The sequence below is a fragment of the Burkholderia sp. AW49-1 genome, assembly GCF_053427845.1.
In genome coordinates this window covers 26,511-43,399 of record NZ_JBSAXF010000010.1, presented here as the reverse complement: position 1 = coordinate 43,399, position 16,889 = coordinate 26,511, and the positions used below count along the sequence as shown (strand labels likewise).

The window sequence follows — 16,889 nt, the reverse complement described above, 5'->3', positions numbered from 1 at the left end:
GCGGAGCGGGCTTTCCGCGCGAGGCGCAAAAAAACGGCCGCATGGGCGGCCGGTCTCGTGGTCGTCCCGCCGGCACGCGCGCGGCGTGCGGCGTGCTTACTTGCGGTCGACGATCACGCGGTCGAACGTGCCGCCGTCGGCGAAGTGGGTCTTCTGCGCGTTCGCCCAACTGCCGAAAACCTGCTCGACACTGAACGTCTTCAGCGGCTTGAACTCGGCCGCATGCTTCTTCAGCACGCTCGCGTCGCGCGGGCGCAGGTGGTGCCGCGCGATGATCTCCTGCGCCTGCGGCGTGTACAGGTAGTCGAGATACGCCTGCGCGACCTTGCGCGTGCCCTTCTTGTCGACGACCTTGTCGACGACGGCGACGGGCGGCTCCGCGAGGATGCTCGCCGACGGGTACACGGCGTCGAATTCCGCCCCCGACGCGCCCGTGTTCATCAGCGCGACCTCGTTCTCGAACGTGACGAGCACGTCGCCGATGCCGCGCTGCGTGAAGGTCGTCGTCGCGCCGCGGCCACCCGAGTCCAGCACCGGGACGTTGCGGAACACCGCCTTCTCGAAGTCGAGCGCCTGCTGGTCGGTCGCACCCTTCTGCTTCTGGTAGCCCCACGCGGCGAGATACGCGTAACGGCCGTTGCCCGACGTCTTCGGGTTCGCGATGATCACCTGCACGCCAGGCTTTGCGAGATCGCTCCAGTCCTTGATCGCCTTCGGATTGCCCTTGCGCACGAGGAACACCATCGTCGTCGAGTACGGCGAGCTGCTGTCGGGGAAGCGCGCGCGCCAGTCCTTCGGCAGCAGCTCGCCGCGCTCGGCGAGCAGGTCGATATCGTTCGGCTGGTTCATCGTCACGACGTCGGCCTGCAGCCCCTGCAGCACCGACAGCGCCTGCGCGCTCGACGCGCCGTGCGACTGCTTGATCGTCACGGTTTCGCCTGTCTGCTGCTTGTACGCGGCGGCGAAGCTCGTGTTGATGTCCTTGTACAGCTCGCGCGTCACGTCGTACGACACGTTCAGGATCGACGTGTCCGCTTGCGCGGCCGTTGCCGCGACGACCAGCGCCGCCGCGGCGCCCGTATGCAGCCAGCGGCCGATCCCGTTGATGCTTGCCATCGTGATATGCCCCGTTTCCAGTGGTGGTGAATGTGCGTGACGGCACGCGTACGCGCCGTCATCGAAACGTAAGCGGGCATTCTAGCGGCCGGACGCCGCGCGCTTTCCAATCTGTCGTGCAAAGCAAATCTCGAATCCTGCTAAACGGCGCGCGTCGCTCGCGTACGCGCCGGATCCGATGTTAAGATCGCCGCTCAGCCCTTTTCACGGTTCATCCATGTCCGCTGCCCTGCGCTCGCCCTCGATCCTTGCCGCCATCGCGGCGGGTGCGCGCGCGGCCGGGCTGAAACTGAAAAAACGACTCCTCGACTGACGGGGACGTCGCGTCCCGTCAGGCGAATGCCGGACGGGATGCACGCAGGTCGTTTCTTTCTCCTTGCTCGCATGCCTCGCTCCGGCACACCGCCGGCGGAACGGTTCCTTCCCACTCCGTTTCCACTTTGAGGCTTTTCATGCACACACGTTTCGAAGGTATCTTGCTGCCGATCATCACGCCGTTCCACGACGGCGAGGTCGACCACGGTGCGCTCGCGCGGCTCGCGCGTCGCTATGCGGCGGCGGGCATCGCGGGTTTCGTCGCGGGCGCGACGACCGGTGAAGGCGTGCTGCTCGACGCGCGCGAACAGGACGCCGTGTTCGCGACGCTGCGCGATGCCGCGCCCGGCCTGCCGATCGTCGTCGGGCTCACCGCGAGCGCGACGCACTTCGCGGCCGCCCGTGCACGCGAACTCGCCGCGCTGCGACCCGACGGGCTGCTCGTCACGCCGCCCGTCTACGTTCGGCCGACGCAGGACGGAATCCGCCGCCACGTCGAAACGATCGTCGATGCGGCCGACCTGCCGGCCCTCGTCTACAACATCCCGTACCGCACCGGCGTGAACGTCGAACTGGAAACGCTGCAGGCGCTCGCGCGCGATCCGCGCGTCGCCGGCATCAAGGAGTGCGGCGGGACGCTCGACCGGATGAGCCGGCTCGTGCACGACACGCCGCTCGCGATCCTCTCCGGCGACGACAACCAGAACTTCGCCGCGCTATGTGCCGGCGCGCACGGCGCGATCGCCAGCAGTGCGCACGTGCTGCCCGAATGGCATGTGCGCATTCACGCGCTGCTGCGCGACGGCCGGCTCGCCGACGCGCGACGACTGTCGGTCGCGCTGCAGCCGCTCGTCGCGGCCCTGTTCGCGGAGCCGAATCCGGCGCCGGTGAAGGCGGTGCTGGCTGCGCAGGGGTGGTGCGAGGACGGCCTGAGATTGCCGTTCGTGCCGGCGAGCGAGGGGTTGCGGGAGAGGCTGGCAGCAACGCTTGCTGCACTCGACGAGATCGAGCCGGACATTGCCGTTGCATAGGCAGCGACGCGCTGCGCGGCTCGGCAACCAACGAGTTCTGCACCCGAATTGTTTCAAACAGTCAGAACCACCGACAGGCCGTAGCGTGCAAGCTGGGCGTCGGCCGTCACGAGTTTCAGCGGTTCATGCCGAGCCTGCGCGACGAGCAAGCGATCGAACGGGTCGCGATGATGGTGCGGCAAATCAAGCACTGCGGCCCCGTGCACGGCACGAACCGGCAGTTCGCGCACCCCGCTCGTGCCGATCGAGCCGATCAATCGCCCCACGTCGATGTCGAGCTTCCCGAGGCCCGCCTTGATGGCGGCCTCCCAGATGCTCGCACTGCTGACGAAGCGCTCGTCGGCTGCGGAAATCAGTTTGCGCGCCCGCGTGCTCAGTTTCGGGTCATTGGTCACGATCCATAGAAAGATGTGCGTATCGAGCAACAAGCGCATCAGCGTCCCTCGAATGCGTCCAGCAGATAATCCGGCAGCGGTGCATCGAAGTCGTTCGCGATCCAGGCCTGACCTTGCAGGACGCCGAATCGCACCGGCAGCTTCGCCGATTCGACGGGATCGACGGGAATTCCGTCAGCCGGGCTCGATACGTCGCCCAGTTGGGACGAGGCGATCGAAAATCCATTAGGCAGCTTCGCGTTTTGCATGATGACCTCCGGTACAGGTGTCCATCACTGTAGTCGGGTTCACCCGATCGTTCCATTCGGCCGATCAGCAGAGGGACGCCGACGCGCTGCCACGAAAGGTTTCGTCACGCCGCAAGCGCCACCCCCTCCCCCGCCGTCGCGTCCCGCACCGCCTGCGTGACGATCCGCGCGAGCCGCTCGACGGTCGGCGTCGCCGACGACGTACGCCGCAGCAGCATCAGCGGCAAGCTCGGCAGCGCCGGCAGCCCGGACGCCGCCGCGTCGAGCACGCGCACCGACGCGGGCAGCCCGTAGTGCGAGCGCACCGTCAACCCGAGGCCGGCCGCCGCCGCGGCCCACAGCCCGGCCAGGCTCGGCGTCGTGAACGCGACGCGCCACGGCACGTCCGCGCGATCGAGCGCATCGGTCGCCGCGCCGAAGAAGCGGCACGGCCGGTCGAACACGACGAGCGGCAGCGGCTCGCCCGACGCGCGCATCGCACGAAGACGCGCGCCGTCGTCGTCGGCCGCGTCCGCCGGCCCGTCGCCGTCCTGCATCCCGAAGCCGCTCGCGCCGACCGCCGCGATCCACTGCATCGGCACCTGCGCGATCGCGTCGCTGTCGATGCCCGCGCGCGACACCAGCGTCGCCGACGCCGGGTCGCCCCACACGAGCGCGAGATCGAGCTGGTTCGCGTCCAGCCGCTCGAGCAACTCGGCATTGCGGGCGACGCGCGCCTCGATCCTCACCTTCGGATGCGCCCGCGCGAAACGCCCGAGCACGTCGGGCAGGATCGCTTCGCCGAAGTCCTCCTGCAGGCCGACCCGCACCCAGCCGTCGAGATTCACGCCGCGCACCGCCGCGGCCGCTTCGTCGTTCAGCTCGATCATCCGCCGCGCATAGCGCAGCATCGCGTCGCCGGCGTCGGTCAGCGCGAGCCCGCGCCCGGCCTTCACGAACAACGGCGTGCCGGCCTGTTCCTCGAGCTTGCGGATCTGCGCGCTCACCGCCGACGACGAACGCGCGACGCGATCGGCGGCCTTCGCGAAGCTGCCGAGATCCACGCCCGCCACCAGGCTGCGCAACGCCGCGACGTCGAAGTTCGGCCGGGCCAGCGTGGCGTCGGGTGCCGCGAGCGCCGCCGCGCCGTGGGCATTGTCTTGTCCGGACATTTCAATCATCCCGTTTTATCGAACGATTCATCAAATACTTTCCGATTTTCAGGATGAATGTAGGTCGCCACACTGACGATGTCAATTTCCCGAACGGGCCCTGTCGCCATGGATACCTCCTGCCTCGCTTCCCCGTCCTCGCCCGCGCACGCCTCGCGCAGCCCGGCCCATCGCTGGCGCGTGCTCGCGGCCGGCGTCGCCGCGAACATGAGCTTTTCCGCGGCCGCGGCCGGCATTCCGACCACCGCCGTGTGGATGCGCTCGGCCTATCACCTCGACAACGGCGCGCTCGGCCTCGTGCTCGGCGCGCTCGGCTTCGGCGTCGCGCTGTCGGAGTTGCCGTGGGGGATCGCCGCCGACCGCTTCGGCGATCGTCGCGTGCTCCTCACGGGCCTCGTCGCGACGGCCGCGATGCTTGCGCTGATGGTGGCCGCGATCGTCCCAACCGCGCACGCGGTGCCGCCGCTCATGCGGGTCGTCGCGGCGATGTGCTGCGTCGGCCTGCTCGGCGGCAGCGTGAACGGATCGAGCGGACGCGCGGTGATGCGCTGGTTCGGCGAGCGCGAACGCGGGCTCGCGATGAGCATCCGCCAGACGGCCGTGCCGCTCGGCGGCGGCGTCGGCGCGGCGCTGCTGCCGTCGCTCGCGTCGCATGCGGGCTTCGCCGCGGTGTACGGCGCGTTGATGCTGCTGTGCGCCGGATCGGCCGCGCTGACGTGGCGCTGGCTGCACGAACCGCCCGAGGCGCCGGCCGGCGCGCACCGCCCCGTCGCGCAGCAACCGCCGGCCGCGCCCGCGCGCAGCCCGCTTGCGAGCGGCCGCGTGTGGCGCATCGTGCTCGGCATCGGCGCGCTGTGTGCGCCGCAGTTCGCGGTGCTCACGTTCGCGACCGTGTTCCTGCACGATTTCGGCCGGCTCGGCCTGGCCGGCATCAGCGCGGCGATGGTCGCGCTGCAGCTCGGCGCGATGGTGATGCGCGTATGGAGCGGCCGCCATACCGACCGGCACGGCAACCGGCGGGCGTACCTGCGCGGGTCGGTGTGCGTCGCGGCCGGCTCGTTCGCGCTGCTCGCGGCCGCCACCGCCGGCAGCCCGCACGTGCCGCTCGCCGCGATCGTCGCGATCCTCGTGTTCGCCGGCATCTGCGTGTCGGCGTGGCACGGCGTCGCGTATACCGAACTCGCGACGCTCGCGGGCGCGAACCACGCTGGCACCGCGCTCGGGATGGCGAACACGATCGTCTATCTCGGGCTGTTCGCGACGCCGCTCGCGATTCCGCCGCTGCTCGCCGTCAGTTCGTGGAGCGTGGTCTGGCTCGCGGCCGCGCTGATCGCGGCTGCGACCTGGCCGCTGTTCGCGCGGTAACGACCACGATCTCCAGCGCGCGGCACGTGCGGACGCCGTCCCGCTTGCGGCACATGCACGCGGCCCATCCCGTGCATGCCACGACGTCCGCCCACCGTCATGCCGCCTCGCGCGCCAGCGCACGCCGCGCGGCCGGCCGCTCGGCCTCGCGCTGCGCGTGCGCGGTCCACGCGGGATGCCGCGCCATGTCGAGCCCGATCGCGACGCCCCAGCGATACAGCACCAGCAGGAACGGATCGACGATCGAATGGCCGCCCGGCTCGGCCCATGTGCGTCCGTCGGCGAGCGCGGCTTCGATCGTGGCGTTCGCCGCATCGATCACGTCACGCCCGTGCGCGCTGACCGCACCGTGCAGCGCCGGATCGCCGATGAAGCGCCCCGGCCGCCACAGCGTGCCGTAGCCGACGCCATGCACCCAGCCGACCAGCCAGGCGAGCCATTCGTGACAGCGCGCCTCGCGCAGCGGATCGTCGAGCGGCAGCAACCGCGCGTCCGGATGACGGCGCGCGAGATACGTGAGGATCGCGGGCGTTTCGGTCAGCACGTGCGGCTCGCCCGGAATCGCGAGCACGGGCACGCGCGCCTTCGGGTTGATCGCGAGATAACGCGCATCGAGGTTCTGCTGCTCGCGCACGGACACGATCTCGATGTCGAACGGCACGCCGGTTTCCTCGAGCGCGATGTGAGCGGCGAGCGAACATGCGCCCGGAGAAAGATAGAGACGATAGGCGTTCATGATGGCGTTGCCCGGTGGGCACCTGTTAAAAGACGGCACCGAGTGTAGGAACGCATGGACCGCCGCCGCAAACGATGAATTGTCGTGCTCGGGCATTAGTGATACTAATGCGCGATGCGACGCATTCACCTTCCCCCGCTGCAGACGTTGCGTGCGTTCGAAGCCGCCGTGCGGCTGCAGAGCTTCACGCGCGCGGCCGACGAACTCGCGCTCACGCAGGGCGCGGTCAGCCAGCACATTCGCGCGCTCGAAGCGCAGCTCGGCCATCCGCTGTTCACGCGCGAGCGCAGCGGCGCGACGCCGACACATGCCGCGCATGCGCTCGTGCTGCAAGTGCGCCAGGGCCTGAGTGTGCTCGAACGCGCATTCGAGCCGGCGCTCGCCGCGCGCAGCCGCCCGCGTACCTGCGACGTCACGCTGAACGTGAGCGTGCTGCCGAGCGTCGCCGAGCGCTGGCTCGTGCCACGCCTGCCGCGCTTCGCGGCCGCGCATCCGCACATCGCGATCGTGCTGCATCCGGACGCGGCGCTCGCGCCGCTGCGCAAGCGCGACCGCATCGACGTCGCGCTGCGCTACGGGCCCGGCAGCTGGCCGGGCGTCGTCGCCGAGAAGCTGATGAACGAGACGGTGTTCCCGGTCGCGAGCCCCGCGTACCGCAATCGCGACGGCATCGCGCCGCGCGCGCCGGCCGATCTCGTGCGCGCGACGCTGCTGCGCCATCCCGCGCAGCCTTGGGAACCGTGGTTCCAGGCCGCGCGGCTCGACCTGACCGAATCCGCCCGCGCGCCGCGCTTCACCGACGCGAACGCATTGATCGACGCGACGCTGAAAGGACGCGGCGTCGCGCTCGCGCGCCGCTCGCTGATCGAACCCGAACTCGCGGCCGGCACGCTCGTGCGCGTGTCGACGGTGCGCGTGACCGACGTGTATGCGCACTACGTGGTGTGGCGCCCCGATCATCCGCGCGAAGCGGCGATCCGTACGTGGCTCGACTGGCTGCGCAGCGAAGTGCGGCGCCGGACGCCGCGCCGCTGACACACGGCGCCCGCCTGCGCGGCGAAGCGCGCGAAAGCATTTAGTCGGTTCGACGAAAGCATTTCGCGATCATGCTCCGGTCGCAAACGATTCACCGAATCGTCGCATCACACCGGCATACTCGAAAACGTTTCCCGATCCGCCTCACAGGAGAGAAGTCATGCGTCGCGTTGCCCTCGTCGTCGTTCTATGTGCCGCCACCGTCACCGCCGCCTGCAGCGACGACGCGCCGCACGACGCGCACGCGGCCGACGCCTCCCAACAGGCCGGCGCATCGCCCGGCTCCGCGAGCGCGTTCAACAGCGACGCGGGCGCGAGCGCCGCTGCGTCCGAAGCCGCACCGCTCGCGCCGCCCGTCGTCCATTACGCGCCCGACGATGACGACGACACGAAGCCCGCGACGAACGCGGGCGCGCCCGGCGTCGCCGCATCGTCGGCGCACTGATCCCGCCGTTGCCACCCCCGTCCCCGATCGCAGAACCGAGGTGAAATAACATGACGTCATCCAGCCGCCGCCGCTTCCTGCATACCGTCGCACAATCCGCGGGCGCGGCCGTCGCGCTCAACGCGTTCCCCGAATCGATCCGCCGCGCGCTCGCGATTCCGGCCGCGCGCGGCACCGGCACGATCCGCGATGTCGAGCACATTGTCGTGTTCATGCAGGAGAACCGTTCGTTCGACCATTACTTCGGACACCTGCGCGGCGTGCGCGGCTACAACGACCGCTTCCCGATCCCGCTGCCGAACGGCAAGCCGGTGTGGTACCAGCCTTCGAAGGAAGATCCGGCGAAGCCCGTGCTGCCGTTCCGGCTCGACACGAAGACGACCAGCGCGCAGTGCCTCGGCGCGCTCGACCACTCGTGGGCGAAGACCCACGCGGCGATCGACGGCGGCCGCTACGACCAGTGGCCCGCGAACAAGACCGACATGACGATGGGCTATCACGTGCGCGAGGACATCCCGTTCCACTACGCGCTCGCCGATGCGTTCACCGTGTGCGACAACTACTTCTGCTCGCTGCCGGGGCCGACGCACCCGAACCGCTCATACCTGATGACGGGCACGATCGACCCGACCGGCAAGTTCGGCGGCCCGCTGCTCGACAACGCCGACTACGTCGACGGCGACCTGCCGCCCGCGTACCAGCTGCTGTCGTGGACGACCTTCCCCGAACGGCTCGAGGCGCGCGGCGTGTCGTGGCAGATCTACCAGCAGGGGCTCACGTGGGCCGATCCGTACAACGGCAACTACGGCACGAACATCCTGCAGAACTTCACGAACTTCATCAACGCGAAGCCGGGCTCGTCGCTGTACCAGCGCGCGCAGACGGTGCGCACGCTCGACAACCTGAAGGACGACGTGATCAACGACCGCCTGCCGCAGGTGTCGTGGCTGCTGCCGCCCGCGGTGTTCTCCGAACATCCGAAATACACGCCGGCATACGGCGCGAACTACACGTCGCAGATCCTCGACGCGCTCACGGCCAATCCGGACGTATGGGCGAAGACCGTGCTGTTCATCATGTACGACGAGAACGACGGCTTCTTCGATCACGTCGTGCCGCCGCAACCGCCGACGTCGGCCGCGCAGGGCGCATCGACCGTGACCACCGACGGCGAGCTGCACACGGTCGTGAATCCCGGCCGCGGCGGCAGCTACACGGCCGACGGCCTGCCGTACGGCCTCGGGCCGCGCGTGCCGATGACGGTCGTGTCGCCGTGGTCGAAAGGCGGCTTCGTGTGCTCGCAGGTGTTCGACCACACGTCGGTGATCCGCTTCATCGGCGAGCGCTTCGGCGTCGACGAACCGAACATCACGCCGTGGCGCCGGACCGTCTGTGGCGACCTCACCGCCGCGTTCGACTTCCGTTCGTCCGACGCGTCGTTCCCGACGCTGCCCGACACGAGCCAGTACCGCTCGATCGCCGACCAGCAATGCACGTCGCAACCCGCGCCGACCGTGCCCGCGACGCCGTCGCCGATCGATCCGCAGGAACCCGGCGTGCGGCCCGCGCGCGCGCTGCCGTACGAACTGCACGTGAACGCGAGCCTCTACGGCGGCAACACGCTGCGCATCGAGTTCGCGAACCGCGGCAACCAGGGCGCGCACTTTCAGGTGTATGCGACGAACCGCACCGACGGCCCGTGGCGCTACACGGTCGGTGCGCGCCGCGTGCTGCACGCGGACTTCGACCTGACGGAGACGAACGGCGCGTATGCGTTCTCGGTGTACGGGCCGAACGGCTTCGTGCGGATGTTCGCGGGCAACGTGTCGGCCGCGACGGCGCGCCGCCGCAACCATGCGCAGCCGGAAGTGAAGGCCGGCTACGACATCGCGAACGGCAACCTGTACCTGAAGCTGCGCAACCATGGCGCGGGCCACGTGACGCTGACGCTGGCCGACAACGCATACGGCACGCCCGCGCGCCAGGTGACGCTGCACGGCGGCGACGAACACGTCGAGCAATGGGCGCTCGCGCCGAGCCATCACTGGTACGACGTGACGGTGAGCGACGGCGCGAACGGCACGTTCTCGCGCCGCTTCGCAGGCCACGTCGAGAACGGCCGGCCGAGCTACTCGGATCCGGCCGCGGTGCGACCCGTTTCCGCGTCGTAAGCGCGGCGGCACGGCGCTGCGCGACCCCGGGCGTGCGCGTGAGTGTCAGATCGCGTGCGCGAGCGCGCGGTCGACGAGCGCGGCGTCGAAGCCGTCGTCCGCGTCGCGAAAGCGCAGCGGCGCCGCGCAGTGCACCAATGTGTCGATGAAGTACTTCGCGCGCGGCCACGGCCCGAAGCCGGCCGCGGTGTTGATGTGTCCCGCGTCGCCGAGATTGACGAATGCGCTGCCGAGCCGCCGCGCGAGCGTGCGTGCATCGGCGAGCGGCATCCATGGATCGGTCTCGCTGCCGATCACGATCGACGGCACCGCGAGCCGGCGCGCGTCGAACGGCCCGGCAAAGGTGAATTTCTTCGGACTGGCCGGCGCGACGAACAGCACGCCCGCGACGTCGGCCGTTGGCGGCCATTGCGCGAGCGCATGCGCGGCCGCGAGGCAGCCGAAGCTGTGCGCGGCCAGCACGAACGGGCCGCGCTCGCGGTCGAGCAGCGCGCGTACGGACTGCGCCCAGCGCGCGAGATCCGGGGCATCCCAATCGGCCTGTTCGACCCGCAGCGAACGCGGGAACTGCCGCTCCAGCCAGGTCTGCCAGTGGGCGCCTTCGCTGCCGTGCAGGCCCGGAACGGTCACGAGCCGCGGCGGCCACGCCGATTTGCTGCATGCGCGCATGATTGCCCTCGCTTGCTTTGCTTGAAGACGGGATTCGATTGTGGCGTGCCGCGCGCGGCGGCCGAACCAATATTTTGTGCTTTGCTTTTGCGCGGGACGGCCGCGCGGCACGGGCCGGCCGCCTCGCGGCGGCGCAACGCGCCACGAAACCGTAGAATGTGGGCTTCCCGCTTGCCTTGCATCGGATCGGAACCGGGCGCCGCCGCGCCGGTTCCGATCGACAGGAGACGCCCGATGTCCGCTACGCCCGCCGGCGCGCTGCGCCCGTTCCATCTCGCCTTTCCCGTGTCGAGCCTCGCCAGCGCGCGCGCGTTCTACGGCGGCCTGCTCGGCTGCCCCGAGGGCCGCAGCTCGGAACACTGGGTCGACTTCGATTTCTTCGGGCACCAGCTCGTCGCGCACCTCGCGCCGGACGAAACGGGCCAGAGCGCGGTGAACCCGGTCGACGGCGACGACGTGCCCGTGCGCCATTTCGGCGTCGTGCTGTCGATGGATGAATGGCATGCGCTCGCCGACAAGCTCAAGGCCGCGCACACGCGCTTCGTGATCGAGCCGCATATCCGCTTCAAGGGCGAGGTCGGCGAGCAGGCGACGATGTTCTTCCTCGATCCGTGCGGCAACGCGCTGGAGTTCAAGGCGTTCGCCGACATCGGCCAGCTGTTCGCGAAGTAGGCGCATGAAGATCCTGTTCTACTCGCCGCATCAGGAAGCCGACGCCTGGCGCGACGCGATCGCGCGGGCGCTGCCCGAGGCCGAGCTGCGCGCGTGGCAGCCGGGCGACACGGGCGCCGCCGACTACGCGCTCGTGTGGCGCGCGCCGCGCGAGCTGTTCGCGCCGCGCGACGGCCTGCGCGCGATCTTCAATCTGGGCGCGGGCGTCGACGCGCTGCTCGCGCTCGACCGCGCGCATCCCGGCACGCTGCCGCGCGACGTGCCGCTGGTGCGCCTCGAGGACTCGGGCATGGCGCGGCAGATGATCGAATACGTGACGCACGCGGTGCTGCGCTACCTGCGCCGCTTCGACGAATACGACGCGCTGCAGCGAGAGCGCCGCTGGCAGGTGCTCGAGCCGCATCCGCGCGCGAGCTTCACCGTCGCGGTGCTCGGTCTCGGCGTGCTCGGCGCGCAGGTCGCGCAGGCGCTCGCGGCGCTCGGCCTGCCGGTGCGCGGGTACAGCCGCAGCCCGAAACGGCTCGACGGTGTCGAGACCTTCGCGGGCGACGGCGCGTTCGACGCGTGCATCGACGGCGCGAAGGTGCTCGTGAACCTGCTGCCCAGCACACGCGATACCGACGGAATCCTGTCGGCACGGACCTTCGCCGGGCTGGCGCCGGGCGCGTACCTGGTGAACGTCGCACGCGGCGCGCATCTCGTCGAAGCGGACCTGCTCGACGCGCTCGCGAGCGGACGGATCGCCGCCGCGACGCTCGACGTGTTCCAGCACGAGCCGCTTCCCGTCGATCACCCGTTCTGGCACGCGCCGCGCATCACGATCACGCCGCACAGCTCGGCCGAGACGCTGCGCGACGAAGCCGTCGAGCAGATCGCCGGCAAGATCCGCGCGCTCGAGCGCGGCGAGCGCGTCGGCGGCATCGTCGACTACGCGCGCGGCTACTGAATTCCGCCTATACGAAACTGGAGACAACCATGACGTTCCCCACCGCCGTCAAGATCGTCGAAGTCGGCCCGCGCGACGGGCTGCAGAACGAAAAGACCTTCGTGCCGACCGACGTGAAGATCGCGCTCGTCGACCGGCTGTCGCGCGCCGGCTTCCGCAATATCGAGGCCGCGTCGTTCGTGTCGCCGAAATGGGTGCCGCAGATGGCCGACGGCGCCGACGTGATGGCCGGCATCGAGCGTCGCGCGGGCACCGTGTATTCGGTGCTCACGCCGAACCTGAAGGGCTTCGAGAACGCGCTCGCCGCGCGCGCCGACGAAGTCGTGATCTTCGGCGCGGCGAGCGAGGCGTTCTCGCAACGGAACATCAACTGCAGTATCGCGGAGAGCATCGCGCGCTTCGAGCCGGTCGCGAAGGCCGCGAAGGATGCCGGCCTGCGGCTGCGCGGCAGCGTATCGTGCACGCTCGGCTGCCCGTACCAGGGCGAGGTGCCGGTCGCCTCGGTCGTCGACGTCGTCGAACGCTTCGCCGCGCTCGGCTGCGACGAGATCGACATCGCCGACACGATCGGCGTCGGCACGCCGAAGCGCACGCGCGAAGTGCTGTCGGCCGTCACGCGGGTGTTTCCGCGCGAGCGGCTGTCGGGCCACTTCCACGACACCTACGGCCAGGCGCTCGCGAACATCTACGCGGCGCTGTTCGAAGGGATCGAGATCTTTCACGCGTCGGTCGCCGGCCTCGGCGGCTGCCCGTATGCGAAGGGCGCGACCGGCAACGTCGCGACCGAGGACGTGCTGTACCTGATGCAGGGCCTCGGCATCGACACCGGCATCGACCTCGCGCAAGTGGTCGCCGCCGGCGACTTCATCTCCAACGCGATCGGCCGCGCGAACGTGTCGCGCGCCGGTCGCGCGCTGCTCGCCAAGGCGCAGAGCGCGGCCGACACGCCGAGCTGCGTCTGACCCCGACACTCACGGATTCTCCATGACGACACCCGCTTCATTCGACTCTCTCCCCGACTCCGCGCGACGCGTCGCGCTGCTGCTGCGCGAACGCGGGCACGCGAAAGGGATCGTGATGCTCGCCGAAACCGGCAAGACTTCCGCCGAAGCCGCGGCCGGGCTCGGCTGCGAGGTCGCGCAGATCGCCAAGTCGATCCTGTTTCGCCGCGAATCGGACGGCCTGCCGGTGCTCGTCGTCGCGAGCGGCGCGAACCGCGTCGACGAGAAGAAGGTCGCCGCGCAGGTTGGCGCGGTCGGCCGCGCCGATGCGAAGTTCGTGCGCGACAACACCGGCTATGCGATCGGCGGCGTCTGCCCGATCGGCCATCTCGTCGAACCGGTCACGCTGATCGACGCCGACCTGCTCGAACTCGACAGCCTGTGGGCGGCCGCCGGCCATCCGCACGCGGTGTTCAACCTGTCGCCGCAGGAACTCGTGTCGCTGACCGGCGCGCCGGTCGCCGACGTCGCGCTGCGCAACGACGCATGAGCGACGCACCGGTATCGGTCGGCACGGTCGCGTCGCCGTGCACCGACGTATGCAGAATCGATCCGCGCACCGACTGGTGCGCAGGCTGCCTGCGCACGCGCGACGAGATCAAGGGTTGGCGCGCGTCGGACGACGACGCGAGGCGCGCGTTGCTCGCACGGCTCGACGCGCGGCGGCGCCTGCTCGCGCGGAGCGGCGCATAAAAAAATGCCGTTCGGCCTGCTTGGCGAACGGCATGAGATCGGAATCCTGTGAACGTGATCAACGTCACAGCCCGCATCATACGAGCGACGCTGCAGCGTCGCATCGGGTGTTTCCCTACAACTTCTTACAGCGTTTTTCGCGCGCAACCTTCGTTCCCGAACGTGGCGCCTGCAGGTGTCGGCAACCTGCCGTAGCGGCAAGCCGAATCGCACGACCGTTTCAGTTGCCGACCGCCGCGCGACGCACGGGCACGATGCGCCAGCCGAGATTCACGCCGGCCGCCGCGAGCAGGATCAGCAGCGCGCCGAGCACCTGCGTCCACGCGAGCGTCTGCCCGAACGCGACGCGATCGACGATGATTGCGACGACCGGATAGACGAACGACAGCGCGCCCGTCATCGCGACCGGCAGCTTCTGGATCGCACCGTACAGCAGCACATACATCACGCCGGTGTTCACGACGCCGAGCACGGCGAGATCGCCCCACTGCGCGGCCGTCGCGGGCAACGTGTCGAAGTGCGCGAACGGCGCGAGCAGCACGATGCCGAGGCCGGCCTGCAGCAGCGCGAGCAGGTGCGGCGGCGTGCCCTTCAGGTGCTTCGTGACGATCGACGACACCGCGTACAGGAACGCCGCGCCGAGCGACAACGCGACGCCTTCGAGATATTCGCCGGGCACCGCGAGCACGGCCGGCTCGACGCGCACCACGCACACGAGCCCGATGAAGGCGAGCGCGAGCCACGCGATCGTCGACGCGCTGATCCGTTCGCGGAACACGATCGCGCCGAGCGCGACGAGCATGAACGGCTGCGTGTTGTAGACGGCGGTCGCCATCGAGATCGACGCGCGCGAATACGCGGCGAACAGCAGCAGCCAGTTCGCGACGATCGCGACGCTGCCGAGCGTCGCGAGCGCGAGCATGCGCGGCGAGAACAGCGCGCGGCGCAGGAAGCCGAGCACCGCGCAGACGATCGCGAGGGTCGCGGCGCCGAACAGGCAGCGGAAGAACACGACGTTGGTGAGCGGTTGCTGCGACGACATCACGAGCCAGCCGATCGTGCCGGACATCATCATCGCGACGACCATCTCGGCGGCACCGCGGCGGATTTCGTTCGAGGCCATCATGGACTCCGTTTGACGAGAGGGGATGACTTCGATTCTAGGAACTTGCTTTCCTTCCATCCACGACTAAACTGAAGCGAAACCATCGATTTACCTTCGAAAGCAAAGCGATCATGTCGAAACGCCTTTCCCCGCCCGCCGTCGCGTCGCTGGACGCGACCGACCGCGCGATCCTCGCGGCGCTCGCCGAGGATGCGCGCATCGCCACCAGCGAACTGGCGCGCCAGATCGGGCTGTCGGCGCCCGCGACCGCCGACCGCGTGCGACGGCTCGAAGCGCAGGGCGTGATCGCGGGTTTCACCGTCGAGCTCGACCCGCGCTCGCTCGGCTACACGCTGCAGGCGATCGTGCGAGTGAAGCCGCTGCCGGGGCAGCTGCATCTCGTCGAGGAAGTGTTGCGGCGGATTCCGGAGTTCGTCGAATGCGACAAGGTGACCGGTGAGGACTGCTTTATCTGCCGGCTCTATCTGCGCACGATCGAGCACCTCGACGACATCCTGTCGAAGGTGACGGAGCGCGCGGAAACGAGCACGGCGATCGTGAAATCGACACCGGTGCCGCGCCGCCTGCCACCGCTCGTCGACGACGACGATCGCCGCTGATCGTCGCCACCCGGCAAGCACCGCGCTAGCCGACCCCGCTCAGGCGGCCGCGTCGCGCGCCTCGAAGAACGCGAGCAACTCGTCGATCAGCGCAACGGGCGCTTCCTCCGGAATGTAGTGCCCGCAAGCGAGCGCGCGGCCGCTGACGTCGCGCGCGACACGCCGCCATTCGTCGAGCGGATCGAAGCAGCGCCCGACGATTCCGTTTTCGCCCCACAGCACGCGCAGCGGACACGCGACCTTGTTGCCGCGCTCGAGATCCGCGCGATCGTGCTCGAGATCGATCGTCGCCGACGCGCGGTAGTCCTCGCACATCGCATGCACCGCGCCCGGCTGCGCGAGCGCGGCGCGATACGCGGCGAGCGCCTCCGGCGCGAACGGCGCGAGCCCGGCCGACCGGTTGCCCATCACGCGCTCGATGTACGCATCGGTGCGGCCTTCGATCAGCGTTTCGGGCAGCGGCGCAGGCTGGATCAGGAAGAACCAGTGGAAATACGCGGTCGCGAACGCGCGGTCGGTCTGTTCGTACATCGCGAGCGTCGGCGCGATGTCGAGCAGCATCATCCGTTCGACGGCCGACGGATGATCGAGCGCGAGCCGGTGCGCGACGCGCGCGCCGCGATCGTGCGCGCAGACGTGGAATTGCTCGAAGCCGAAATGCCGCATCACGGCGACCTGGTCGGCTGCCATCGCGCGTTTCGAATACGGCGCATGCCGCGCGTCGCTCGGCGGCTTGCCCGACGCGCCGTAGCCGCGCAGGTCGGTCGCGATCACCGTGAAGTGATTCGCCAGCGTCGCGGCGACGCGATGCCAGATCATGTGGGTCTGCGGATGGCCGTGCAGCAACAGAAGCGGCGGCCCTGCGCCTCCTTTGACACCGAAGATGTCGGTGTCCTGCACCGTCACGCGAAACGGTGCAAACGCCTCAAACGACATGGTTTGTTTCTCATTGGTTTGTTATGGCGGCTATTGTAGGAGCGCCCGGCCGGCTGCTGCGCGCGGCAGATGCCCGAATGCGTAGAAAGAGAACACTCACTCGATTGCCGCGATGCCGCGCCGTTTGCTAAGCTCGCGTAGAATCGCACGACCGTTCGTATTAATATCAGCGCATCGCTGCACCGCTACACTCGAAGCAGCGTTCGACCGCCAAGCATTGATGCCGGCATCGGCGCGAC

The 16,889-nt window shown here is 69.3% G+C and carries 19 protein-coding genes; 11 read left to right on the top strand and 8 right to left on the bottom strand.

Going from position 1 to position 16,889, the window contains the following annotated elements:
- Window positions 1-96 precede the first annotated feature (96 nt).
- Entirely contained in the window at window positions 97-1,116 is a 1,020-nt protein-coding gene (locus tag ACV22W_RS17255) for a sulfate ABC transporter substrate-binding protein (RefSeq protein WP_448020677.1), read from the bottom strand.
- A 452-nt stretch (window positions 1,117-1,568) separates the two neighbouring features.
- Between ACV22W_RS17255 and dapA the strand changes: the two genes are divergently transcribed.
- Window positions 1,569-2,462 carry a 4-hydroxy-tetrahydrodipicolinate synthase gene (dapA, locus tag ACV22W_RS17250; RefSeq protein ID WP_448020676.1) on the top strand — a complete coding sequence of 298 codons (894 nt, stop codon included), beginning with the start codon at window positions 1,569-1,571 and terminating at the stop codon, window positions 2,460-2,462.
- A gap of 53 nt (window positions 2,463-2,515) precedes the next feature.
- Here dapA and ACV22W_RS17245 read toward each other — a convergent pair whose 3' ends face one another.
- The 3 genes from ACV22W_RS17245 to ACV22W_RS17235 all read right to left on the bottom strand — a co-directional run bounded on the left by ACV22W_RS17245 (window position 2,516) and on the right by ACV22W_RS17235 (window position 4,256).
- Entirely contained in the window at window positions 2,516-2,896 is a 381-nt protein-coding gene (locus ACV22W_RS17245; RefSeq protein ID WP_448020674.1) for a type II toxin-antitoxin system VapC family toxin, read from the bottom strand.
- Complete coding sequence (locus tag ACV22W_RS17240) at window positions 2,896-3,105, bottom strand: hypothetical protein (RefSeq protein ID WP_059523921.1); 210 nt, start codon at window positions 3,103-3,105, stop codon at window positions 2,896-2,898. The genes ACV22W_RS17245 and ACV22W_RS17240 overlap by 1 nt, the downstream gene beginning before the upstream one ends.
- Before the next feature lie 104 nt (window positions 3,106-3,209).
- Window positions 3,210-4,256 carry a LysR substrate-binding domain-containing protein gene (locus tag ACV22W_RS17235; protein WP_448020672.1) on the bottom strand — a complete coding sequence of 349 codons (1,047 nt, stop codon included), beginning with the start codon at window positions 4,254-4,256 and terminating at the stop codon, window positions 3,210-3,212.
- Between the two features lie 108 nt (window positions 4,257-4,364).
- Between ACV22W_RS17235 and ACV22W_RS17230 the strand changes: the two genes are divergently transcribed.
- Window positions 4,365-5,621: an MFS transporter gene (locus tag ACV22W_RS17230; RefSeq protein ID WP_448020670.1), complete on the top strand. Its 1,257-nt coding sequence runs from the start codon at window positions 4,365-4,367 to the stop codon at window positions 5,619-5,621.
- 97 nt (window positions 5,622-5,718) lie between these two features.
- Here the strand turns inward: ACV22W_RS17230 and ACV22W_RS17225 are convergent, their stop codons facing one another.
- Entirely contained in the window at window positions 5,719-6,357 is a 639-nt protein-coding gene (locus ACV22W_RS17225; RefSeq protein WP_448020668.1) for a glutathione S-transferase family protein, read from the bottom strand.
- A gap of 114 nt (window positions 6,358-6,471) precedes the next feature.
- Between ACV22W_RS17225 and ACV22W_RS17220 the strand changes: the two genes are divergently transcribed.
- From ACV22W_RS17220 to ACV22W_RS17210, 3 genes are all read left to right on the top strand, one after another.
- The gene (locus tag ACV22W_RS17220; protein WP_223964891.1) at window positions 6,472-7,392 is read left to right on the top strand and encodes a LysR substrate-binding domain-containing protein; all 921 of its coding nucleotides are present in this window, start codon (window positions 6,472-6,474) and stop codon (window positions 7,390-7,392) included.
- Between the two features lie 160 nt (window positions 7,393-7,552).
- A complete protein-coding gene (locus tag ACV22W_RS17215; protein ID WP_448020667.1) occupies window positions 7,553-7,837 on the top strand; it encodes a hypothetical protein in 285 nt (94 codons plus the stop codon).
- A gap of 50 nt (window positions 7,838-7,887) precedes the next feature.
- Window positions 7,888-10,008 (top strand): phosphocholine-specific phospholipase C, encoded by a 2,121-nt coding sequence (locus tag ACV22W_RS17210; protein WP_448020665.1) that lies wholly within the window; start codon window positions 7,888-7,890, stop codon window positions 10,006-10,008.
- Window positions 10,009-10,053: 45 nt separating this feature from the next.
- Here the strand turns inward: ACV22W_RS17210 and ACV22W_RS17205 are convergent, their stop codons facing one another.
- Window positions 10,054-10,677, bottom strand: coding sequence for an RBBP9/YdeN family alpha/beta hydrolase (locus ACV22W_RS17205; protein WP_059523910.1), 624 nt, complete (start codon window positions 10,675-10,677; stop codon window positions 10,054-10,056).
- A gap of 234 nt (window positions 10,678-10,911) precedes the next feature.
- On the opposite strand from ACV22W_RS17205, the gene ACV22W_RS17200 reads away from it, so the two are divergent.
- Genes ACV22W_RS17200 through ACV22W_RS17180 form a run of 5 tightly spaced genes read left to right on the top strand, consistent with a single transcriptional unit; the run spans window position 10,912 to window position 13,989 of the window.
- A complete protein-coding gene (locus ACV22W_RS17200) occupies window positions 10,912-11,349 on the top strand; it encodes a VOC family protein (protein WP_448020663.1) in 438 nt (145 codons plus the stop codon).
- A 4-nt stretch (window positions 11,350-11,353) separates the two neighbouring features.
- A complete protein-coding gene (locus ACV22W_RS17195; RefSeq protein WP_448020661.1) occupies window positions 11,354-12,295 on the top strand; it encodes a 2-hydroxyacid dehydrogenase in 942 nt (313 codons plus the stop codon).
- A gap of 29 nt (window positions 12,296-12,324) precedes the next feature.
- Window positions 12,325-13,257, top strand: coding sequence for a hydroxymethylglutaryl-CoA lyase (locus ACV22W_RS17190; protein WP_059523908.1), 933 nt, complete (start codon window positions 12,325-12,327; stop codon window positions 13,255-13,257).
- Between the two features lie 22 nt (window positions 13,258-13,279).
- On the top strand, window positions 13,280-13,786 hold the full coding sequence (locus tag ACV22W_RS17185) for a YbaK/EbsC family protein (RefSeq protein WP_059523903.1): 507 nt from the start codon (window positions 13,280-13,282) through the stop codon (window positions 13,784-13,786).
- Complete coding sequence (locus ACV22W_RS17180) at window positions 13,783-13,989, top strand: DUF1289 domain-containing protein (protein ID WP_448020659.1); 207 nt, start codon at window positions 13,783-13,785, stop codon at window positions 13,987-13,989. The genes ACV22W_RS17185 and ACV22W_RS17180 overlap by 4 nt, the downstream gene beginning before the upstream one ends.
- Before the next feature lie 220 nt (window positions 13,990-14,209).
- Here ACV22W_RS17180 and ACV22W_RS17175 read toward each other — a convergent pair whose 3' ends face one another.
- The gene (locus tag ACV22W_RS17175) at window positions 14,210-15,112 is read right to left on the bottom strand and encodes a DMT family transporter (RefSeq protein ID WP_448020658.1); all 903 of its coding nucleotides are present in this window, start codon (window positions 15,110-15,112) and stop codon (window positions 14,210-14,212) included.
- A gap of 113 nt (window positions 15,113-15,225) precedes the next feature.
- Between ACV22W_RS17175 and ACV22W_RS17170 the strand changes: the two genes are divergently transcribed.
- Entirely contained in the window at window positions 15,226-15,714 is a 489-nt protein-coding gene (locus ACV22W_RS17170; RefSeq protein WP_448020656.1) for an Lrp/AsnC family transcriptional regulator, read from the top strand.
- A 39-nt stretch (window positions 15,715-15,753) separates the two neighbouring features.
- On the opposite strand, the gene ACV22W_RS17165 is transcribed toward ACV22W_RS17170, so the two are convergent.
- On the bottom strand, window positions 15,754-16,650 hold the full coding sequence (locus ACV22W_RS17165; protein WP_448020654.1) for an alpha/beta fold hydrolase: 897 nt from the start codon (window positions 16,648-16,650) through the stop codon (window positions 15,754-15,756).
- Between the last annotated feature and the right edge of the window lie 239 nt (window positions 16,651-16,889).